The 21370-nt window shown below is 70.6% G+C and carries 22 protein-coding genes; 8 read left to right on the top strand and 14 right to left on the bottom strand.

From position 1 onward, the window contains the following. Positions 1–73: 73 nt before the first annotated feature. Positions 74–1276 carry a helix-turn-helix domain-containing protein gene (locus ELY19_RS18135; RefSeq protein WP_227966938.1) on the bottom strand — a complete coding sequence of 401 codons (1203 nt, stop codon included), beginning with the start codon at positions 1274–1276 and terminating at the stop codon, positions 74–76. A 142-nt stretch (positions 1277–1418) separates the two neighbouring features. Between ELY19_RS18135 and ELY19_RS18130 the strand changes: the two genes are divergently transcribed. Then, positions 1419–3251: a flavin-containing monooxygenase gene (locus tag ELY19_RS18130; protein WP_126197470.1), complete on the top strand. Its 1833-nt coding sequence runs from the start codon at positions 1419–1421 to the stop codon at positions 3249–3251. Between the two features lie 66 nt (positions 3252–3317). Here ELY19_RS18130 and pheT read toward each other — a convergent pair whose 3' ends face one another. From pheT to ELY19_RS23645, 3 genes are all read right to left on the bottom strand, one after another. Continuing rightward, a complete protein-coding gene (pheT, locus tag ELY19_RS18125; RefSeq protein ID WP_126197469.1) occupies positions 3318–5786 on the bottom strand; it encodes a phenylalanine--tRNA ligase subunit beta in 2469 nt (822 codons plus the stop codon). Between the two features lie 44 nt (positions 5787–5830). Then, positions 5831–6886, bottom strand: coding sequence for a phenylalanine--tRNA ligase subunit alpha (pheS, locus tag ELY19_RS18120; protein WP_197715923.1), 1056 nt, complete (start codon positions 6884–6886; stop codon positions 5831–5833). A gap of 76 nt (positions 6887–6962) precedes the next feature. Beyond that, positions 6963–7592 carry a TetR family transcriptional regulator gene (locus ELY19_RS23645; protein ID WP_197715922.1) on the bottom strand — a complete coding sequence of 210 codons (630 nt, stop codon included), beginning with the start codon at positions 7590–7592 and terminating at the stop codon, positions 6963–6965. A 69-nt stretch (positions 7593–7661) separates the two neighbouring features. Between ELY19_RS23645 and ELY19_RS18110 the strand changes: the two genes are divergently transcribed. After that, the gene (locus ELY19_RS18110) at positions 7662–7994 is read left to right on the top strand and encodes a DMT family transporter (protein ID WP_126197467.1); all 333 of its coding nucleotides are present in this window, start codon (positions 7662–7664) and stop codon (positions 7992–7994) included. Further along, positions 7991–8410 carry a DUF5360 family protein gene (locus tag ELY19_RS18105; protein WP_126197466.1) on the top strand — a complete coding sequence of 140 codons (420 nt, stop codon included), beginning with the start codon at positions 7991–7993 and terminating at the stop codon, positions 8408–8410. The genes ELY19_RS18110 and ELY19_RS18105 overlap by 4 nt, the downstream gene beginning before the upstream one ends. Here the strand turns inward: ELY19_RS18105 and ELY19_RS18100 are convergent. Continuing rightward, positions 8379–8783: an MmcQ/YjbR family DNA-binding protein gene (locus tag ELY19_RS18100; RefSeq protein WP_126197465.1), complete on the bottom strand. Its 405-nt coding sequence runs from the start codon at positions 8781–8783 to the stop codon at positions 8379–8381. The genes ELY19_RS18105 and ELY19_RS18100 overlap by 32 nt on opposite strands. Positions 8784–8803: 20 nt before the next feature. Next, on the bottom strand, positions 8804–9076 hold the full coding sequence (locus tag ELY19_RS18095; protein ID WP_126197464.1) for a hypothetical protein: 273 nt from the start codon (positions 9074–9076) through the stop codon (positions 8804–8806). A 138-nt stretch (positions 9077–9214) separates the two neighbouring features. On the opposite strand from ELY19_RS18095, the gene ELY19_RS18090 reads away from it, so the two are divergent. Continuing rightward, entirely contained in the window at positions 9215–10705 is a 1491-nt protein-coding gene (locus ELY19_RS18090) for a nucleobase:cation symporter-2 family protein (protein WP_126197463.1), read from the top strand. On the opposite strand, the gene ELY19_RS18085 is transcribed toward ELY19_RS18090, so the two are convergent. Beyond that, positions 10633–12087, bottom strand: coding sequence for an MFS transporter (locus tag ELY19_RS18085; protein WP_197715921.1), 1455 nt, complete (start codon positions 12085–12087; stop codon positions 10633–10635). The two genes, ELY19_RS18090 and ELY19_RS18085, sit on opposite strands and share 73 nt — an antisense overlap. Positions 12088–12180: 93 nt before the next feature. Here ELY19_RS18085 and ELY19_RS18080 point away from each other — a divergent pair, with 93 nt between their 5' ends. Beyond that, a complete protein-coding gene (locus ELY19_RS18080) occupies positions 12181–12657 on the top strand; it encodes an Lrp/AsnC family transcriptional regulator (RefSeq protein WP_126197462.1) in 477 nt (158 codons plus the stop codon). Here the strand turns inward: ELY19_RS18080 and ELY19_RS18075 are convergent. From ELY19_RS18075 to infC, 5 genes are read right to left on the bottom strand one after another with little or no spacing between them, the layout of a single operon-like run. Continuing rightward, positions 12626–13999 carry an acyltransferase family protein gene (locus ELY19_RS18075; protein ID WP_126197461.1) on the bottom strand — a complete coding sequence of 458 codons (1374 nt, stop codon included), beginning with the start codon at positions 13997–13999 and terminating at the stop codon, positions 12626–12628. The two genes, ELY19_RS18080 and ELY19_RS18075, sit on opposite strands and share 32 nt — an antisense overlap. Positions 14000–14055: 56 nt before the next feature. Continuing rightward, positions 14056–14853 carry a TrmH family RNA methyltransferase gene (locus tag ELY19_RS18070; RefSeq protein WP_126197460.1) on the bottom strand — a complete coding sequence of 266 codons (798 nt, stop codon included), beginning with the start codon at positions 14851–14853 and terminating at the stop codon, positions 14056–14058. 1 nt (position 14854) lies between these two features. Further along, positions 14855–15235, bottom strand: coding sequence for a 50S ribosomal protein L20 (gene rplT, locus ELY19_RS18065; protein WP_126197459.1), 381 nt, complete (start codon positions 15233–15235; stop codon positions 14855–14857). Between the two features lie 52 nt (positions 15236–15287). Further along, positions 15288–15482 carry a 50S ribosomal protein L35 gene (gene rpmI / locus ELY19_RS18060; protein WP_068531598.1) on the bottom strand — a complete coding sequence of 65 codons (195 nt, stop codon included), beginning with the start codon at positions 15480–15482 and terminating at the stop codon, positions 15288–15290. A 46-nt stretch (positions 15483–15528) separates the two neighbouring features. Then, positions 15529–16203, bottom strand: coding sequence for a translation initiation factor IF-3 (gene infC, locus ELY19_RS18055; protein ID WP_227967366.1), 675 nt, complete (start codon positions 16201–16203; stop codon positions 15529–15531). 245 nt (positions 16204–16448) lie between these two features. Between infC and ELY19_RS18050 the strand changes: the two genes are divergently transcribed. Together ELY19_RS18050 and ELY19_RS18045 are read left to right on the top strand one after the other, a co-directional pair. Then, positions 16449–16835, top strand: coding sequence for a recombinase RecA (locus ELY19_RS18050; protein ID WP_126197458.1), 387 nt, complete (start codon positions 16449–16451; stop codon positions 16833–16835). 83 nt (positions 16836–16918) lie between these two features. Beyond that, positions 16919–17263, top strand: coding sequence for a hypothetical protein (locus tag ELY19_RS18045; protein ID WP_126197457.1), 345 nt, complete (start codon positions 16919–16921; stop codon positions 17261–17263). Between the two features lie 154 nt (positions 17264–17417). Here ELY19_RS18045 and nrdH read toward each other — a convergent pair whose 3' ends face one another. After that, positions 17418–17672, bottom strand: coding sequence for a glutaredoxin-like protein NrdH (nrdH, locus tag ELY19_RS18040; protein WP_126197456.1), 255 nt, complete (start codon positions 17670–17672; stop codon positions 17418–17420). Positions 17673–17796: 124 nt separating this feature from the next. Continuing rightward, the gene (gene uvrA / locus ELY19_RS18035; protein WP_126197455.1) at positions 17797–20658 is read right to left on the bottom strand and encodes an excinuclease ABC subunit UvrA; all 2862 of its coding nucleotides are present in this window, start codon (positions 20656–20658) and stop codon (positions 17797–17799) included. A gap of 51 nt (positions 20659–20709) precedes the next feature. Here uvrA and ELY19_RS18030 point away from each other — a divergent pair, with 51 nt between their 5' ends. After that, positions 20710–21366: an MBL fold metallo-hydrolase gene (locus tag ELY19_RS18030; protein ID WP_416222712.1), complete on the top strand. Its 657-nt coding sequence runs from the start codon at positions 20710–20712 to the stop codon at positions 21364–21366. Positions 21367–21370: the final 4 nt, after the last annotated feature.

The raw sequence follows: 21370 nt of genomic DNA, 5'->3' as shown, positions 1-21370 counted from the left end.
CGTCGTCACCCCGGTTTTATGTGACCCGGGACACACGCGGCAAAGGTTGCGCGGGGTTGCGTCCGTGCGACGGTCAGCGGAGGGTCTCGACCACCGCGGCGTCGGCGAAGCGGTACGGCTGTGCGGCGATCAACCCGGAGAGCACGCGGCGCAGCCGCGAGATCTCGGCGCGGACGGTGACCACCCGCGCGGCGTCCCCGAACAGCGCCTCCGCGACCTGCGCAGCGGTGTGCCCGCGCCCGTCGGCCAGGAGCTCGAGGATCTGCGCGTGCCGGGGCGTCAGCTGGTGACGCCACTCCCCGGTCGCCCCGGCGACGGTCACCGACGGGGTCCGGCCCGCGCGCAGATCGAGTGTCACTCGGGTGGCCCCGTCGCGGGGCTCTTCGGCGACGGGGCGCAGCAGCCATCCTCCGGGCAACGGCTCGACGGTGCACTGCCCCAGCTCCGGGAGCCACAGATGCGCCGAATCCACGACGTTCGGGAGGGTCACGCGCGTGCACGGCGCGAGCTGCCCGACGGCCGCGACCCAGCCGTGGGAGTCGACGACGAGGCCCGGCCCGGCGAGGCCCGCGAGCAGCGGAGCGGCCACGGTGCGCAGTTGGTCGAGGCCGGCGAGGTGCGCCTCGCGCAGCGTCGCCTCGGCGAGGCCGGCGACGGCGGCGACCAACGCGAGCGTGGTGGGGTGCACGGTGGAGGCGGGGCCGCTGACATCGACGACGCCGAGGACCCGACCGGTGCGGCGATCCCGGACGGGCGCGGCGGAGCACGTCCACGGGTGCTGGTTGCGGGCGAAGTGCTCGGCCGAGAAGGTCTGCACGGCGGCGCGGGACGCCAGCGCGGTGCCGATCGCGTTGGTGCCCACATCGTTCTCCGACCAGGCGGCCCCCTCGACGAAGCCGAGCCGGTCGGCCTCGCGGAGCACCCGGGTGGAGCCGCTGCGCCACAGCAGGCGTCCCTCGGCGTCCGAGACCACCATGATGCTCGAACCGGCGTCCGTGATCGGGGCGAGACCCGCGGTGAAGTCGTCGATGAGCCCCATCAGTCCGGATTCGCGGCGCAGCCGGGACAGGTCGGCGGAGTGGATCGCGGGGCCGGCACCCGAATCGGGCCGCAGGCCTGCGGCGATCACGCGTTCCCAGGAGTCGCCGATCACCTCGCGCGGACGCGCGGGCGGTCGCTCCCCGGCCATCGTCGCGTCGTACACCTCGGCCAGCAGACGCGCGTAGGTCCGGGGGTCCTCTCCGTGCGCCACGGCCGGCTCGACTGCGTGTGCCACCCCTCGATTCTGCATCGCCGCTCGTCGCAGCAGGCGCGTTCGCCCAGAACGGTGCAACGGGACGCAACCCTTGTAACCCCCGTCACACGAGGCGTGTGATTCACACCACAGCGCAGCATCACCGAACGTGAAGGAGTAGGACATGACCGCGATCGCGGAATCGGCACAGGACGTCGCCACCGGCCCCCAGGAGCGAGTGGACGCCTGGCTCGCGCAGTTCGAGGCGGCGCTCGTCGCGCGTGACGTCGCCGCGGCGTCGGAGTTGTTCGAGCCCGGCGGCTTCTGGCGTGATCTGGTGTCGTTCACCTGGAACCTGCACACCAGCGAGGGCCGCGACCAGATCGCCGCGATGCTCACCGCGCGCCTCGACGGCACGGCTCCGAGCGGCTTCGCGACCACCGACCCCGCGTCGGGCGACGAGGTCGCCGAGGCCTTCATCGGCTTCGAGACCGGCGTCGGTCGCGGCAAGGGGCACGTGCGCATCCGCCGGGGTGAGGACGGCGTCGACCGGGCCTGGACACTCCTGACCACGCTGCGCGAGCTCAAGGGCCACGAGGAGTCCTTCGGCCCCAACCGGCCCATGGGCGCGGTGCACGGCGCGCACAACGTCGCGCCGACCTGGGCCGAGCGCCGCGAACAGGAGGAGGCCGAACTCGGGCGCTCGATCCAGCCCGACACGCTCGTCATCGGCGGTGGTCAGGGCGGCATCGCGCTCGGCGCGCGCCTGCGGCAGCTCGGCGTGCCGGCGCTGGTCGTCGACAAGTACGACCGCCCGGGCGATCAGTGGCGCGGCCGCTACAAGTCGCTGTGCCTGCACGACCCCGTCTGGTACGACCACCTGCCGTACCTGCCCTTCCCCGCCAACTGGCCCGTCTTCGCCCCGAAGGACAAGATCGGCGACTGGCTGGAGATGTACACCCGCGTGATGGAGGTGCCCTACTGGTCGCGCACCGAGGCGCTGTCCGCGTCCTACGACGAGGCCAAGGGCGAGTGGACCGTCGAGGTGAACAAGGACGGCGAGCGGCTGACGCTGCACCCCAAGCAACTCGTCCTCGCGACGGGCATGTCAGGCAAACCGAACATCCCCGACTTCCCCGGCATGGACGTCTTCCAGGGCGAGCAGCACCACTCCAGCAAGCACCCGGGACCCGACGCCTACGCGGGCAAGAGGGTCGTGGTGATCGGCGCGAACAACTCGGCCCTCGACATCAGCAAGGCCCTCATCGAGGCCGGCGCCGAGGTGACCATGGTGCAGCGCAGCTCCACCCACATCATCAAGTCCGAGTCGCTCATGGAGCACGGCCTGGGCGACCTGTACAGCGAGCGCGCGCTCGCGAACGGAGTGACCACCGACAAGGCGGACATGATCTTCGCCTCGCTCCCGTACCGGATCATGAACGAGTTCCAGAAGCCGATCTACGACAAGGTGCGCGAGATCGACGCCGACTTCTACCGCGGCCTCGAGGACGCCGGGTACGAGCTGGACTTCGGCGACGACGATTCGGGCCTGTTCATGAAGTACCTGCGCCGCGGCTCGGGCTACTACATCGACGTCGGCGCCGCCGGCCTCATCATCGACGGGTCGATCAAGCTGGCCAAGGGGCAGGTCGACCACCTGTCCGAGAACAGCGTCGTCCTCAAGGACGGGAAGGAGTTGCCCGCCGACCTCGTCGTGTACGCCACCGGCTACGGCTCGATGAACGGCTGGGCCGCGGACCTCATGGGCCAGGAGACCGCCGATCGCCTCGGCAAGTGCTGGGGCCTCGGTTCCGACACCACCAAGGACCCCGGCCCGTGGGAGGGCGAGCAGCGGAACATGTGGAAGCCCACGCAGGTGCCCGGCCTGTGGATGATGGGCGGCAACCTGCACCAGTCACGCCACTACTCGCTCTACCTGGCGCTCCAGCTCAAGGCCCGGTACGAGGGCATCGACACCCCCGTCTACAAGCTCGCCGAGGTGCATCACACCAGCTAGGCGTCTCCACCGACTCCGGCCCCGTCGACCTGCACAGCGGTCGGCGGGGCCGGCTCCACGTCCGGGTCAGCGGAGAACGGCGCCGACGGTCTCTGAAGCCCTCGCCACGGCGGCGTCGCGAGCTGCGGAGGCCTCGTCCTCGGTCAGCGTGCGATCGCCCGCGCGGAAGCGCAGCGAGAAGGCCATCGACTTGCGGCCCTCGCCCACCTGCGCGCCCGTGAAGACGTCGAACAGCGAGATCGCCTCGAGGAGTTCCCCGGCTCCGTCGGCCAGCGCGGCCCGGACGGCTTCCGCGGGGACCGCGGCGTCGACGACGACCGCCACGTCCTGCAGCACCGCCGGGAACGGCGAGACCACAGGCGCGGGCAGGTTCTCGACGAGCGGGATCGCGTCGAGGTCGAGCTCGACGGCGCAGGTCCGCGCCGGGAGCCCGGCACGCTCGAGCACGGCCGGGTGCAGCTCGCCCGCGTGGCCCACCACGACGTCACCGGCGAGGACCTCCGCACACCGGCCCGGATGGAACGGCGCGAACTGGGCCGCCCGTAGCGTGAGCTCGATGTTGCTCGCCCGGCCGATCTCGCGCGCGGCCTCGAAGGCGTCCGTCGCGTCGGCGGGCCGCCCCTCGCCCCAGGGGCCGGAGGGGGTGCGCCGCCCGGCGAACACGAGAGCGATGTGCTCCGGCTGGCTCGGCAGCGACGCGTTGAGCTCCTCGATCTGCTCAGCGGTGGGGCGCCGGTCGACGGGGATCGGGTCGACCGCGGCCGTGGCCTCCGATGGAAGCACCACCTGCGCGATCGTGTACAGCGCGAGGTCGCGCTGCCCGCGGGAGACGTTGCGCGCCAGGATCTCCAGCAGGCCGGGGAGCAGCGTGGTCGCGAGCGACGGGCGGTCGACCTCCAGCGGGTTGAGCACCGTCGTGGTGTTGCGACGCGGGTCGTCGGCCTCCAGGCCCCAGGTGTCGAAGACGCCGGCGGGCAGGAACGGGCTGGTGAGCACCTCGACGTGGCCGGTGTGCGCGAGCGAGCGGCTCACCGTGCGGCGCCGGCGCTGCCGGGCGCTGAGGCCCCGACCGCCCGGCGCGGCGGGCAGCACCGGCGGGATCTGCTCCAGCCCCTCGAGGCGGAGCACCTCCTCGACCAGGTCGGCGACCATGGTCAGGTCGGGGCGCCACGTCGGCGGGGTCACGGTCAGGCTGCTCTCCCCCTGCACGGCACAGCCGATCTGGGTGAGGCGGCGCACCGTGGTGCCCGCGGCGTAGGTGATTCCGGCGACTCGGTCCGGACGGTCCGCCGCGATCGTCACCTGCGGGCGCTCCTCGTATCCGCCCAGATCCGTGAGGTCGCCCACGACGGTGCCGCCCGCGATCTCGGTGAGCAGGCGGGCCGCCTCCCGGACGGTCCACACCGAGATGGCGGGGTCGACGGTGCGCTCGTACCGCTTGGCCGCGTCCGAACTGAGCTTGTGCCGCTTGCCGGTGCGGAACACCTTGACCGGGTTCCACACGGCGCCCTCGAGGATCACGTTGACCGTCTCGTCGCCGACCTCGGTCGTCGCGCCGCCCATCACACCCGCGAGCGACACGGGGCCGGAGTCGTCGACGATGACCGCGTCCTCCGGATCGAGCTTCCGCACCACGTGATCGAGCGTCTCCAGGGTCTCGCCGGCACGCGCGGCGCGGACGACGAGGCCGCCCCGCACCGTGTCGGCGTCGAACGCGTGCAGGGGCTGGCCGCTGAGCAGCATGAGGTAGTTCGTCACGTCGACCGCCGGGCTGATCGGTCGCACGCCGGAGGTGAGCAGGCGGCGCTGCAGCCACCACGGGCTGACCGCCTTCGGGTCGATGCCCTCGACGCGCAGAGCGGTGAACCGGGTGCAGCCCGACTCGGGCTCGACCGTGACGTCCACCCCGCCGGCACCCGAGCCCAGCGCGGGCGACGGGGTCGTGATGTCGGTGAACGGCAGGTCGTAGCCGCAGGCGAGCTCGCGGGCGAGGCCGCGTACCGAGAAGGCGTAGCCGCGGTCGGGGGTCACGTTGAGTTCGATGACGGTGTCGTCCATCCCGAGCACCGGCTTCGCGTCGTCGCCGGGCTCCGCGGTCCCCGCCGGCAGCACGAGGATCCCCGAGTGGTCGTTGCCCAGCCCGAGTTCCGACACCGAGCAGATCATCCCGTCGGAGACGTGGTCGTAGGTCTTGCGGGACGCGATCTCGAAACCACCGGGCAGCACGGCGCCGGGCAGGGCGGCGACGATGAGGTCGCCCTCGGCGAAGTTCCGGGCGCCGCAGACGATGCCCCGCGGCTCGGCCTCGCCGACGTCCACCTGGCAGAACCGGATGGGCTTGCGGAAGTTCGTGAGTTCCTCGATGTGCGCGACGCGGCCGATCTTCAGCGGGCCGGTCACGGTGTCGAGCGAGTCGACCTCCTCGACCTCGAAGCCGACGCGCACGAACCCGGCGTCCAGCTCGTCGGCCGTGACACCCCAGTCGGGGGTGTCGCGGCGGAGGATCTCGGTGAGCCATGACTGTGCAACACGCACGGTGGAAGTCCTTCTCCTGGTGAGGCTGTGGGAACGGGAGCCGCTTAGCCGCGGACGCCGAAGGGCAGGGTGAAGCGGACGTCGCCCTCGACGATGTCGCGCATGTCGGACAGGCCGGTGCGGAACTGCAGGGTGCGCTCCAGGCCCATGCCGAACGCGAAGCCCGAGTACTCCTCGGGATCGATGCCGCTGGCGCGCAGCACGTTCGGGTTGACCATGCCGCAGCCTCCCCACTCGATCCAGCCGGCCCCGCCCTTCTTGTTCGGGAACCACACGTCGACCTCGGCCGACGGTTCGGTGAACGGGAAGTAGTTCGGCCGCATGCGGGTGGTGGTCTCGGGGCCGAACATCGCCTTGGCGAAGGCCTCGAGGGTGCCGCGCAGGTGCGCCATCGTCAGGCCCTTGTCCACGGCGAGCCCCTCGACCTGACTGAAGACCGGGGTGTGGGTGGCGTCGAGTTCGTCCGTGCGGAACGTGCGGCCGGGGCAGGCCACGTAGATCGGCACGTCGCGGGTGAGCATCGAGCGCACCTGCACCGGCGAGGTGTGCGTGCGCAGGACCTGCCGCGACCCCTCCGGGGCCACGTAGAACGTGTCCTGCATCGACCGCGCCGGGTGGTCGGGGAGGAAGTTGAGCGCGTCGAAGTTGAAGTGCTCGGTCTCGACCTCGGGCCCCTCGGCGATCTCCCAGCCGATGCCGACGAAGAAGTCGGCCACCTCGTCGGCGATGATGCTGACGGGGTGGCGGGCGCCCTGCGGCGCGCGGGCCGACGGCAGCGTCACATCGATCGACTCGGAGACGAGGACGGCGGCGTCCCGCTCGGCGTCGAGCACCGCCTTCCGCTGCTCGTAGGCGGCGCGGGCACGCCCCTGCGCGACGTTGACGCGCTTGCCGGCGTCCTTGCGCTCCTCCTTGGGGATGGTCCCCAGGGCGCGCTTGCTCAGCGCCAGCGGCGACTTCTCCCCGAGGTGCGCCAGCCGCGCCGCGTTCAGGGCATCGAGGTCGGAGGCGGCGTCGAACGCCCGCGCGGCCTCGTCCGCGAAGGCGTCGAGTGCCGCTTCGCTGAGGTCGTCGACGGGGGCGGTCTGGTCTTCCGACACTGCTCTCAAGCTCCTCGGTGAGGGTGGGACGGTACCCGATCAGAGTAGTCGACGGCGTTCCCCGGACGGAATCGCATTACCGCTGGTACGCGCCCACCAGGTCGCTCAGCGCCCGACGGTGCGCGGCGCGGCGGTCCGTCGCGACGGCACGATCGACGACCATCCCCCAGGCCGTCGTCGCGACCGCGAGGGCGCGAGCCGGCTCGCCGACGGCGCGGGCCACGCAGAAGGCTCCGATCGTCATCGCGACGATCGCCTCCGCCTCGGCCGTCACGTCGACGTCGGCGGCGAGGTCGCCCGCGTCCCGCGCGGCCGCGAACAGACCGGCGAACGCGTGGGACCAGTCGGCGACGGGGCGCGCCCACGGGGCGAGGTCGGGATGCGGGCGATCGATGACCACGCCGAGGGCGGCGCGGAACCGGACGTCGTCGACACTGGCGGCGAGCGCCTGGAACGTGACTTCGGCCGCGTGCAGGACGGGCATCCCCGGAACGCTCGGGTCCGCCAGCGCGGGCGCGAACTGCTCCTCGACCAGGGCGCCGACCAGGGCGGCCTTGGACGGGAAATGGTGATACATCGCCCCCTTGGTCACGCCGGCGCGCGCGAGGACGTCCGTGAGCGCGGCACCGTCGTAGCCTCGCGCATCGACGATCTCCGCCGCCGCATCGAGGAGGGACTCCCGTGTGCGCGCCGCCCTCTCCTGCATCCGTCCCCCTCTTGACAGTCCGTGATTCATCTTGAAACATACCAACCGGTCTGGTTCTTCGGAGGTGGAATGTCCCGCACAGCTGCACTACTCCTCGCCGCGGCCGTCGCCTGCGAGGTCGCCGGCACCCTCGCCCTCCGCGCGACGGACGGGTACAAGAACCTCTGGCCGCTCCTCGTCGTGATACCCGGCTACCTCGGCGCGTTCGCCTTCCTCGGGTTGTCGCTCCGCGAGGTCTCCGTCGGTGTGGCCTACGCGGTCTGGTCTGCGGCCGGGACCGTGCTGGTCACCGCTGCGGCGGCGGTCCTGTTCGGCGATCGCGTCTCGGCGAGCACGATCCTCGGCATGGCGATCACGGTGGTCGGTGTCGCGATCATCAATCTGTCGACGGCCGCCGAATGAGGGCCGCGAAGGCGTTGCTCCTCGCTGTCGACCTGGCCCTCGCCGCCTATTGGGCGGCGATCATCGCCGGCGCCGTCCCCGAGCAGTGGCGCTTCCGCGACTACTCGAGCCCCGTCGTGCAGGCGTGGAACTGGTCCTTCCTCCCGCTCGACGCGCTCGCCGTCGGTCTCGGCGCGGCGGGCCTGCGGCTCGTGCGTACGCGCCCCGCGGCAGGGCGGATCGTCCTCACCGCCGGTTGCACCCTGACGTTCTGCGCGGGCCTCATGGCGATCTCGTTCTGGGCGTTCGCGGGCGATGTCGACCTCGCGTGGTGGGGACCGAATATCGCGCTGATGGCGGCCCCGGCGATCGTCGTCGCCGGCCTCGTCCGAACCCCGCCGGGCGTCAGCGGGCGCGCTCAGCCAACCAGGCCCTGACGACCGTCTTCGGGGCGCACGCGCACCACGCGTCCTCGATGACCTCGGCCAGCTCGTCGCGGGTGATCTCACCGAGGCGCGACGCCCGGATCAGAACCGCGTTGTAGCCGTCGAAATGCGGCGTGGTGAAGAACGGGCCCTCGGCCTGGACGAGAGCGAGCTTGTCGGACTCGTCCGGCGTGCGGATGAGAATCACGTCATCCAACCGGACGCCCGCATCGTCGACGGCGTCCGGGCGCGGAGACCGGTTGCCGCAGAACACCTTCTTGCCCACCTGCCACGCCGGGCGGCCACCCCACGCCGCGACCTCCACCACCCGCGGCAGGGCGAGCGCGACCGCGGCCACGTCCTCGATGCGTGCCGCCCTCGTCACGGCCCCGACGGTACGCCGGCTCAGCGGCAGTTCGCCACGTACGGCATCGACCCGTACGGGCCCCAGATCTTCGACTCCGCGTTCGCGCGCGCGGCTGCGCGATTCGGCCCGGTCCCGTGCACAGTCCCCGCGAACGACGCGAACTGGTTGCCGAACTGCTGCGCGTACACGTCACAGGTGACCGTGACCGGTGCACCCGGAGCCGCCTGAGCCGCTGCGGCCGGCACGGCGATCGCGCCCATTCCGATGATTCCTGCGATGACGATCCGCTTCATCCCGATCTCCCTCCACATGATTCGACACTCTGTGTTTATCACACCACACACCGTCCTCGGTCCGCGCGCACCCGGGCAGCATCGCGCTCGCATGATGCAACACCGCCGTCACATCGAGGCAATCGACCGGCGGATCGGGCTGCCTACCGTCGGGCCATGGCGATCACGACGACGGACGACGGCACGCCGCACACGCGACCCGAGGACGAGTACCTGGGCGTCGGGAAGACTCTCGGCTACGGGGTCCAGCACATCCTCGCGATGTTCGGCGGTGTCATCGCCGTCCCGCTGATCGTGGGCGGCGCGGCCGGCTTGGACACCGCGCAGAAGGCGCTCCTCGTCGCGAGCGGCCTCTTCGTCAGCGGCCTGGCGACGATGCTGCAGACGCTCGCCGTGCCGTTCTTCGGCAGCAGGTTGCCGCTGGTGCAGGGCACCAGTTTCGCGACCGTGTCGACGATCCTCACGATCCTCGCCGGCGACCCCGAAAACGGGCTCCGTGTCGTCTTCGGATCGTTGCTCGTCGCGGCAGCGATCGGTCTGGCCATCACCCCGTTCTTCGCGCGGGTGATCCGCTTCTTCCCACCGGTCGTCACCGGGTCGATCATCACGGTGATCGGCCTGTCGCTCATGCCGGTGGCGGCGGGATGGATCACGGGGCAGCCGACGGTCACCGTCGACGGGCGGAAGGTGGCCAATCCGGATTTCGCCGCGCTCCCGAACATCGGCCTCGCGATGTTCACGTTCCTCGCCGTCGTCCTGCTCAGCAGGGTGCGTGTGTTCTCCCGGCTGTCGGTGCTGCTGGGGCTGGTGGTCGGCACCGTCGTCGCCCTGATCCTCGGCCGCGCCGATGTCGGCGCCGTGGGGTCTGCGTCGGTGTTCTCCCTCCCCCATCCCTTCGCCTTCGGCGGGCCCATGTTCGAGATCGGCGCGATCGTCTCGCTCACCGTCGTGATCCTGGTGACGATGGTCGAGACCACCGCGGACATCCTGGCGGTCGGCGAGGTCGTGAGCACGAAGGTCGACTCGCGTCGGGTCGCCGACGGGTTGCGGGCAGACATGGCGTCCTCGCTGCTGGCGCCGGTGTTCAACTCCTTTCCCGCCACCGCGTTCGCGCAGAACGTCGGGCTGGTCGCACTCACCGGGATCAAGAGCCGGTTCGCCGTCGCCGCGGGCGGCGCGATCCTGCTGCTCCTCGGGCTGTCCCCGATCGCGGCGGCCGCGTTCAGCGTGATCCCCGGGCCGGTCCTCGGGGGCGCCGGGTTCGTCCTGTTCGGCACCGTCGCGGCCAGCGGGATCCGCACCCTCGCCACGGTCGACTACCAGGGCAACAACAACCTGCTGGTGGTCGCGGCGTCGATCGCCTTCGGGCTCATCCCGGTCGTCTCCACGGACTTCTGGCACGCCTTCCCGTCGTGGTTCGTGGTGATCTTCCATTCGGGCATCAGCGCAGCCGCGATCGTGGCGGTGGTCCTCAACCTGCTGTTCAACGTCCTTCTCCCCGGCGCGCCCGAGCAGCCGTCGATCGTGGCGGCGGGCCCCGCGGTCGGGGTCCCCGACGAGGTCGAACGCACCGGTCAGGCGTCCGACGGTGCCGCGGCGGCACCGTCGGCCACGGAGGCGCACGGCACGCGCACGTCCGCCGCCTGACCCGCCCCGGCGATAGCCCTCGTCGGGCGGCGGAAGACCACCGCGCTGGCGACGGCGAAGAACACCGCCGCGACGCCCCCGTACAGGGTGAAGCGGGCCAGTCCATCGGTGGGAGACGGGGCCGCGTTGAAGAGCACGCCCATCACCGCGATGTTCACGGCCAGCGAGACCATCCGGGCGCTCATGTCGAGACCGGATGCCATGCCGGCGCGGTCGGCGCTCACCGAGCCTGTGATCGTGTTCGTGACGGGCGTGTTCGTGAGTCCGAGACCGATGCCCGCCACCGCGAAGCCGGCTAGGAGCACGGCGGGCGCATCGACGACGACGCCGCCTGCGCACACCAGGAACAGCCCCGCGGCGATCGTCGCGAGCCCCGCCGGAATCGTGCGCCGCGCGCCGTACCGGACGGCGAGGCGTTCGGCGATCGGCGGCAACAGCAGCGTCGGGAGGGTGTAGCCCAGTAGGAGCAGGCCCGCCCCGGCGACCGAGTACCCGCGCCCCGCCTGCAGATAGGCCGGCAGGTAGACGATCGCGGGCCAGAACGCGAAGTTCATCCCGGCCGAACCGAGGAGCGCCCCGGAGAAGTCGCGGTGGCCGAAGATACCGAAGTCCACCATCGGATGCGCGCTCCACCGCTCGACCGCGACGAACACGGCGGCTGCGATCGCGCTGAGACCGAAGGCCGCGAGTGCGGACGCGCTGAGCCCGCCCGCGACTCCCTCGGTGACGCCGAAGGCGCACGCCGCCACCGCCACGCTCAGGCTGATCACGCCGGGCACGTCGACCCGCGCGGAGCCGGTGTCCCGCGACTCGCGGACCGCCGCCAGAATCAGCACCACGGTGACCACGCCGACCGGAACGTTCACCAGGAACACCCACTGCCAGCCGAAAGCCGACGAGATCAGGCCGCCCAGGATGGGCCCGAAACCGAGGCCCGCGCCGAAGACGACGCCCCAGAACCCGAAGGCGACGGTGCGCGGGCGTCCGGCGGGGAAGGCATGAGCCAGGACCGCCACGAGGGTCGTCAACATTGCGCCACCACCGATGCCCTGCAGGACTCGCGCGGCGATCAGCGGCCCCGGCGCGGTGACGAGGCCGCAGAACAGCGTCGCGGCGGTGAACAGCACGGTCGCGACGACGAAGGCACGGCGCCGCCCGAACCTGTCGGCGAGCGATCCCGTGGCCATCAGCACGCTCGCGACGGCGACGGTGTATCCGTCGGCGATCCATTGCTGGGCAACGGCATCGGCGCCGATACTCGCCTCCAGGGTGGGGAGGATCACGGGGACGCTCGAGATCTCGAAACCGCTCATCATGGCGGCGAGGCAGACCGCGGCAAGGGTGGCCGTCGAGCGACGGTCGAATTCTCGGAATGCAGTCACGCTACGACGATAGGAGTGTCGAACGCCCGCCGGAACCGATGATCCACGGTCATGTCGCAAAGCCGCCGATGATTCTCGCGTAGATTCGATGAAGTGACGAGCAATCCACGGATTCCCCTCGACGGCACCGATCGCGCGATCCTCGCGCTCCTCCTCGAGGACGGCCGCACGACGACTGCGGACCTGGCGCGAGGCGTCGGCCTGTCGCCGTCTGCGACCGCCGATCGCGTCCGCCGCCTCACCGATGCCGGCGTGATCGGCGGCTACACGGCCGTCGTGGAGCCCGCGGCGCTCGGCCACGACGTGACCGCCTACATCCGGCTGCGCTTCGGCCCCGGCCGGACCGCCGCCTTCCACGAGTACCTCGCCGGAGTTCCGCAGGTCCTCGAGGCGCACCACGTGACAGGTGAGGACTGCTACCTGATCAAGGTGGTCGCGGGGTCGATGGATCACCTCGAGCAGTTGGCGAGCGGACTGGCCACCTACGGCCACATCACCACGAACGTGGTCTTCTCCAGCCCGGTGAAGCCCCGGCCGCTCAGCCCCGGCCTGCAGCCCGCGGACGCGTGAGGCCGACACCCGCGGCGTCGTCGAGCGACTCGGTCCCGCGCCCGACGGTGTCCGCCTCCGACCCGCACGAGGCCCGTGCGCCGAGGAGCGCCACCACGAACACGGTGAGCGACCACCAGCCCGGCGACGCGCCGAGTCCCTCCTTGGCCATGAGCAGCACCGCCACACCGGCCGCGCACACGAGGCCGCCGACGCTCGCACCCCGACGGCCGGAGGCCGTGACTCGCGCGTCCCACCACGGCAGACGCCGGTGCTCGAGCGGCGAGAGCAGGACGAACAGCGCGAACATCACGACGGCGAACACCATGGCGCGCAGCGCCATCAGGCCCCAGAAGCCCGCCTGGGCCGGGTCGACGGCGTCGATGCCCACGGCGTGCAGGGCGAAGGCGGCGACGGCGATCGCGGGGATGTGCCAGAGGTAGAGGGTCATCGCGCCGCTGTTGCCGACGGCGATCGGGTACCAGACCCGCGGGATCCTGGCCCACCGGCCGATCGCGGGCGCCGCCGCGACGAAGAGCAGGCTCACCCACACGCAATGCAGGCCCAGCAGGAAGGTCGGCGGCGTGGTGTTGGAGAAGGTCTCGGTGCCGGTCACGACGAGCGGCACGTCGTACGGTCCGAGAACGACTGCGGCGAGCGCGGCGGCGAAGGCGACCGCCGCGATCACGAGTGCGACCCGCGTGCGGATCTGCCGCCGCGCATACGCGACCCCGATGACGACGGGGATCAGCCACACGATGAGGAAGTTCGGGAATCCCCACTCGATCGCTCCGGAGGCGAGCCGCGCACCGTCGACCAGGGCGGACGCGGCCAGCAGCGCCACGACGACCCCGGCGAGCGCGGCGGCGCCGCACCGCATCAGGGCCGGCACGAACGCCAGGACCAGCAGGTACACGCCGATGAACCACAGCAGCGCGACGGACTCGCCGCCGAGGCGCGCCGCGCTCGACTCCCCCAGCAGCACCCGGGTCGCGGCCAGAGCGACCGTCCAGAACGCGAGGTACCAGAACACCGGCCGGGCGAGCCGCTGCGCCCGGCCGAACAGCCATCCGCCCCACGGCGTACCCCGCTGCAGGCCGTAGGCGCTGCTCGCGGCGCCGGCGAGGAAGAACAACGGCATGACCTGCACCATCCACGTGATCGGCTGGAGCGAGGGCTGCGCACCGAGGGTGTTCCCCACCCATACGCCCGACGGAGCGACGGTGGCGAGCAGGAGCACGCAGTGGCCGAACATGACGACGAGCAGGCTCACGAGGCGCGCGACGTCGATCGCACGGTCGCGGGTGTCCAGGGTGCCGTCGATGACGGCGGCGCGGGCGGGCAGCAATCTCATGGTCACCATGCTTCCGGCGCGGACGCCGTCAGGGATGAGTAGTCCTACCCGGATCGGGTGCGGACCTATCCCCGATTCTGCACTCGGGAGCTGGCGTACAGGCAGATCGACGCGGCGGTCGCGAGGTTGAGGGACTCGGCGCGACCACGGATCGGGATGGCGACGCGGTGGTCGGCGCGGGACTGCAACTCGCGCGGAAGACCGTGGGCCTCGTTGCCGAACAGCCACGCGGTGGGGCCGGCGAGCAGGTCGTCGGCATCGTCGAGGGAGACCTCGCCGTCGGCGGCGGTAGCGAGCACCGTCAGCCCGGTGGCCCTGAGCTGCTCGACCGCCGCGGCGGCATCGCGTTCCTGGACCACGGGCAGGTGGAAGACGGATCCGGCGGAGGCGCGCACGACCTTGCCGTTCATCGGGTCGACGGCGTCTCCGGCGAGCAGCACCGCGTCGGCACCCACGGCGTCTGCCACGCGGATGACGGTGCCGGCGTTGCCGGGCTCGGCGACATCGACGGGCACGGCGACCAGTCGCGCACCGTCGGGCACGTCAGCCTCGGGCAGGGCCCGGCAGACGGCCACGATGCCGGGCGGGGTGACGGTGTCCGACAGGCCGCGCATGGCGCGCTCGGTCACGTACACCTCGCGGCCCGTGAGCAGATCGGGGTACCGCGCGGCCCCCTCTTCGGTGACGTACAGCTCGTCGACCAGGCCCGCGGCCAGCGCCGACGTCACGGCGTTGGAGCCCTCGGCGAGGAATCTTCCGGCCTTCCGGCGGCCGGCGGCGCGGAGGAGCTTGGAAGCGGCAACGACCCGCGGGGTCCGCTCCGTGAAGAGCTGGTCCGCGGGTCGTTGCGTGTGGTCCGTCACATTACGCGGCGGGCGCGTTCACGTCGGCCGGGAGCGCCTTGCGGGCGACCTCGACGAGCGCGGTGAAGGCGGCGGCGTCCGAGACGGCGATCTCGGCGAGGTTCTTGCGGTCGACCTCGACACCGGCCAGCTTCAGGCCCTGGATCAGGCGGTTGTACGTGATGTCGTTGGCCCGCGCCGCGGCGTTGATGCGGGTGATCCACAGCTTGCGGAAATCGCCCTTGCGCGCACGACGGTCGCGGTACGCGTAGGTCATCGAGTGGAGCTGCTGCTCCTTGGCCTTGCGGTACAGGCGCGACCGCTGGCCGCGGTAGCCCTTCGACGCCTCGAGGATGGAACGACGCTTCTTCTGAGCGTTCACTGCGCGCTTGACGCGTGCCATAGGTCTTCAGTCCTTACGTGATGGAAAAGTTCGAGCGGGTACCGGGAGCGGCTTACTTGCCGAGCAGCTTCTTGACGCGACGCACGTCGGCGGGCGCGACCTCGGCCACACCGTCGAGGCGGCGAGTCACGCGCGAGCTCTTGTGCTCGAGCAGGTGGCGGCGGCCGGCCTTCTGGCGCAGCACCTTGCCGCTCCCCGAGAGCTTGAAGCGCTTCGAGGTACCGCTGTGGGACTTGTTCTTCGGCATGTGTTCGTCTCTCTGTGTCGTGTACTGCCGGGCGCGACGTGCGTCGCTACTCGGCCGAAGCCTCGGGCGCGGCGGGCCGCGCCACCGGGGCTTCCTTGTCCTGCTGCGCCTTGGCGCGGGTCTTCGCGCCCTTGTGCGGGGCGAGGACCATGGTCATGTTGCGGCCGTCCTGCTTCGCGGACGTCTCGACGAAGCCGTACTCGGCGACATCGGCGCCCAGGCGCTGCAGAAGACGGAAACCCAGTTCCGGACGCGACTGCTCGCGGCCGCGGAACATGATCGTGACCTTGACCTTGGAGCCCTGCTCCAGGAATCGGACGACGTGACCCTTCTTGGTCTCGTAGTCGTGGTCGTCGATCTTCGGGCGGAGCTTCTGCTCCTTGATCACGGTCAGCTGCTGGTTCTTCCGGGACTCGCGCTGCTTCTGCGCCGCCTCGTACTTGAACTTGCCGTAATCCATGATCTTGCACACGGGCGGGCGGGCGTTCGGCGCCACCTCGACCAGGTCGAGATCCGCCTCGTACGCCAGCTTGAGCGCATCCTCAACTCGCACGATCCCGACCTGCTCGCCGCCGGGGCCGACGAGTCGGACCTCGGGAACGCGGATCTGACCGTTGGTGCGTGTCTCAGTGCTGATGGGGCCTCCTTGAATAGGTGCTCGTGTCTCGTTGCGAGCGGTCTTCACTCGTAGACCGCCGCGCAGCCGACGAGGCCCACCCATGTCCCACACAGCGAAAAGGCCCCGACCAGGCTTTTCGCCTGACGGGGCCCACACCGACCGATTCGGGCCCCCGACGGCGTACGCCGACGATCGACCCCTCCTCCAACGAGGAGACCGCAGCGGAAATTCCTTGCGGAACCACTGCGGCGACCGGACCAGCCGACCGACGATCGACGTGGTGGGAGTGGACTCCACTTGCTGCCCCGGACAGAGCCGGAGCGGTCGCACATGACAGTGTAGCAGTCGTGAGTGAGAATCCGAATTCGTCCCCCGAGCCCGACACCCTGGAGCGCCTGGTCGCGGACTCGCCGTCGATCGAGGTCATCTCCAGCGCGTGGATGCTGCTGATGAGCGCCGCGGCGGAGAAGCTCGGCCTGACGGGCGTCGACGGCGACGACTCCGAGGCCTTCGACCCGCGCGAGAGCCCGCACTTCGACCTCGACGAGGCGCGGCGCCTCATCACCGCACTCGCCGGCCTGACCACCGCGTCGGTCGAGTACCTCGGCCCCCACGCGGGCCCGTATCGCGACGGGCTGAAGTCCCTCCAACTCGCCTTCCGTGAATACAGCAGTTATCCGGATGAACCGGGCCACGGTCCGGGCGAGAAGTACACGGGACCGGTGTACAGCTAACCCTCAGGGTTATCCCCCAAAACCACCCTGACCTGTGTAAATACGTCTAGTGTTCCACGTCACACCAGGCGTACCGTCACGGCATGACAAGGATGAGAACGCTCGCGGCCGGCGTACTGGTCGCTGCTGGAGTACTGGCACCTCTGGGGACGATGACCGCCACAACGGCGGCCGCCGCCCCGACCCCCGCGGTCTCGCACCCCGGGCACGGATGGTGCGAACCGGGCCGCTGGGTCGGCGGCTACTGGACCCCCGGCCGGTGGCACAACGGCTGGTGGTCCCCCGGCTACTGGCGCCCCGGCTGGGTCGACCGGTGGGGCTGGCATCCCGGCTACTGGGTGCAGCCGCGGTGGAACCCGGGCTGGTACGAGCAGGGCCGCTGGGTGCCCGGCCGGTGGGAGCCCGGCCGCTGCTATCCGCATCGCTGACCTCCGCCGACCCCGTCCACGGCCGTACGAACGGGCCCTCCGCCGCACTCCCGCGACCGAGGGCCCGTTCTGCTTCGTCGCACGGGAACGAGACGAGACGGGCCCTCAGTCGCATCCCCGCGACTGAGGGCCCGTCCGAAGGCGCCGGACCGCGCTACGCGCCGGCGACCGCTGCGGGCGCCGAGGCCAGCGCCTTGATGCGGTCGGGACGGAAGCCCGACCAGTGCTCGGCGCCGTCGACCACGACCACCGGCGCCTGCAGGTAACCGAGCGCGAGGACGTACTCCCGGGCCTCCTCGTCGAGACTGATGTCGACCGAGGTGTACTCGACACCGGCCTTGTCGAGCGCACGGTGGGTCGCCGTGCACTGCACGCACGCGGGCTTGGTGTAGACGGTCACGTTGCTCATGCCTTCAACACTACATCTAGTGTCACACGCGTGCAATTTACACAAGATGCTGTGGATTGCCCTCCACAGGCGTCCCCAGGCGATCCACCGTCCCTCCACAGCCGCATCCCCAGGGCGACACGCCCTACGACGAGGCCAGGACCTCCGCGAGGAACTTGCCTGTGTAGGACTCCGGCACCGCGGCGACGTCCTCGGGCGTGCCCTGGGCGACGACGGTGCCGCCCCCACTGCCGCCCTCGGGACCCATGTCGACGATCCAGTCGGCGGTCTTGATCACGTCCAGGTTGTGCTCGATGACGAGCACCGAGTTCCCCTTGTCGACGAGCCCGTCGATCACCTGTAGCAACTTCGCGATGTCCTCGAAGTGGAGGCCCGTGGTGGGCTCGTCGAGGATGTAGACGGTGCGGCCGTTGGACCGCTTCTGCAGCTCGGCCGCCAGCTTGACGCGCTGCGCCTCGCCGCCCGACAGGGTGGTGGCCGGCTGGCCCAACCGTACGTACCCGAGGCCGACCTCGACCAGCGTCTTGAGGTAGCGGTGGATCGACGTCACCGCCTCGAAGAACTCGGCGGCCTCCTCGATCGGCATGTCGAGTACCTCGGCAATGTTCTTGCCCTTGTAGTGCACTTCCAGCGTCTCGCGGTTGTACCGCGCGCCGTGGCACACCTCGCACGGGACGTACACGTCCGGCAGGAAGTTCATCTCGATCTTGATCGTGCCGTCGCCCGAGCACGCCTCGCACCGGCCGCCCTTGACGTTGAACGAGAACCGGCCAGGTTGGTAGCCGCGCACCTTCGCCTCCGTCGTGGCGGCGAACAGCGTCCGGATCTTGTCGAAGACACCCGTGTAGGTGGCGGGGTTGGACCGGGGCGTCCGGCCGATCGGCGACTGGTCCACCTGCACGAGCTTGTCGAGCCCGTCGAGGCCGGTGACCCGGCTGTGCCGCCCCGGTACCTGGCGCGCGCCGTTGAGCTTGTTCGCCAGCACCGTCGCGAGGATGTCGTTCACGAGCGTCGACTTGCCCGAGCCCGAGACTCCCGTGACCGCCGTGAGCACGCCCAGTGGGAACGCCACGTCGATGTTCTTGAGGTTGTGCTCGCGAGCGCCGACGACCTTGAGCTGGCGCTTCTTATCGATCGGCCGCCGCACCGCGGGGACCGGGAGCGCGCGCCGCCCCGACAGGTAGGCGCCGGTGAGGGACTCCTTGTTCTTGAGCAGCGCCTTGTACGTGCCGCTGTGCACGACTTTGCCGCCGTGTTCGCCCGCGTAGGGGCCGATGTCCACGACCCAGTCGGCGGTACGAATGGTGTCCTCGTCGTGCTCAACGACGATGAGCGTGTTACCCAGGTCGCGCAGCCGCACGAGCGTGTCGATGAGCCGGCGGTTGTCGCGCTGGTGCAGGCCGATCGACGGCTCGTCGAGCACGTACAGCACGCCCGCGAGGCCGGAGCCGATCTGCGTGGCGAGCCGGATGCGCTGCGCCTCACCGCCCGACAGCGATCCGGCGGCACGCGACAGGGAGAGGTACTCCAGGCCCACGTCCAGCAGGAAGGCGATGCGGGCCTGCACCTCCTTGAGCACCCGACCGGCGATCGCGGCCTCCCGCGCGCCCAGCTTGAGGTCGGAGAGGTAGTCGGAGCACTCCCCCACGGACATCGCCGCGACGTCCGCGATCGACTTCTCGCCGAACCGCGGATGGTCGAGGGTCACGGCGAGGATCTCGGGGCGGAGCCGTGCCCCGGAGCACGCCGGGCACGGCACGTCGCGCATGTACCCCTCGTACCGTTCCTTCATCTGTTCCGACTCGGTGGACTCGAGGCGGCGGTGCAGGAACGGCATGACGCCCTCGAACTCGGCGTAGTACGACCGTGTGCGGCCGTACCGGTTGCGGTACTTCACGTGCACCTGGTGCTCGGAGCCCTCGATGACCGCCTTGCGGGCCTTGGCCGGCAGATCCTTCCAGGGGGTCTCCAGGTCGAAACCCATCGCGTCGGCGAGACCGGAGAGGAGCCGGAGGAAGTACTCGGCGCTCTGCCCGGACGACCACGGGGCGATGGCACCGTCGGCCAGCGAGAGCAGGGGGTCGGGCACGACGAGCTCCGGATCGACCTCCTTCCGGACGCCGAGGCCGTCGCACTCCGGGCACGCGCCGTAGGGCGAGTTGAAGGAGAACGAGCGGGGCTCGAGGTCGTCGACCGCGATCGGGTGGCCGTTGGGGCAGGCCATCTTCTCGGAGAATCGCCGCTCGCGCTCGGGGTCGTTCTCCTCTCGATCCACGAAATCGAGCACGACGATGCCGTCGGCCAGTCGCAGGGCGGTCTCGATGGAGTCGGTGAGACGCTGCTTGGCCGTCGCCTTCACGGCCAGGCGGTCGATCACGACCTCGATGTCGTGCTTCTCCTGCTTCTTCAGCTTCGGCGGCTCGGCGAGCTGGTACACCACCCCATCGATCCGGGCGCGGGAGTAGCCCTGCGTCTGCAGCTGGTTGAACAGGTCGACGAACTCGCCCTTACGGGTGCGGACGACGGGCGCGAGGACCTGGAAGCGGGTGCCCTGCTCCATGTCGAGCACCTGGTCCACGATCTGCTGCGGCGTCTGCCGCGCGATCACGGAGCCGCACTCGGGACAGTGCGGCGTGCCGGCCCGCGCGTAGAGCAGGCGCAGGTAGTCGTACACCTCGGTGATGGTGCCGACGGTCGACCGCGGGTTCCGGTTGGTCGACTTCTGATCGATCGACACAGCGGGCGAGAGCCCCTCGATGAAGTCGACGTCGGGCTTGTCCATCTGCCCCAGGAACTGCCGCGCGTACGCCGACAGGGACTCGACGTAGCGCCGCTGTCCCTCCGCGAAGATGGTGTCGAACGCGAGGCTGGACTTGCCGGAGCCGGAGAGCCCGGTGAAGACGATCAGGCTGTCGCGCGGGAGATCCACATCGATACCCCGCAGGTTGTGTTCGCGCGCGCCGCGCACGATCAAACGATCGACCACCGTGATCCCCTCATCCGCCTCGTTGCAGGCCCACAGCTCGGGCCCTCGTCAATGCTAGGCAACCCCACTGACAAGTTTTCGCCGCGCGGTAGCGTGAGGCCCGTGACCACCACGATCAAGCAACTCTCCGTCGGCGGTATGGACAACAACGTGTACCTGGTGAGTGATTCCGCGGGGCGCACGCTGCTCATCGACGCAGCCAATGAGGCGGAGCGGGTCCTCGAGGTCGCACGCGAGACCGGCGGCGTCGAGTTGATCGTCACCACCCACCGCCACCTGGACCATTGGTACGCCCTGGCCGAGGTCCGCGACGGGCTGGGCGTGCCCGCGGCCGCCGGCGTCAACGACGCCGAGGGCATCGAGGCCCCCACCGACCGCACGCTCGCCGACGGCGAGGTGCTCACCGTGGGCGACCTCACGTTCGACGTCATCGAGCTCGTCGGCCACACCCCGGGTTCGATCACGCTCGCCCTGCGCCCCGAGGTCGACGGCGCCCCCGTCCACCTGTTCACCGGCGACAGCCTGTTCCCGGGCGGCGTCGGTAAGACCGGCTCGCCGGAGGACTTCGACCGCCTCTACGCCGACGTGACCACCAAGCTCTTCGACCGGTACGACGACGACACCGTCGTGCACCCCGGCCACGGCAAGGGCACCACCCTCGGCGCCGAGCGCCCGCACCTCGCGGAGTGGCGCGAGCGCGGCTGGTAGCGGG

The organism is Tsukamurella paurometabola (assembly GCF_900631615.1).
In the GTDB taxonomy this organism is placed as follows: domain Bacteria; phylum Actinomycetota; class Actinomycetes; order Mycobacteriales; family Mycobacteriaceae; genus Tsukamurella; species Tsukamurella paurometabola_A.
This window is presented reverse-complemented; position numbering and strand designations above follow the sequence as displayed.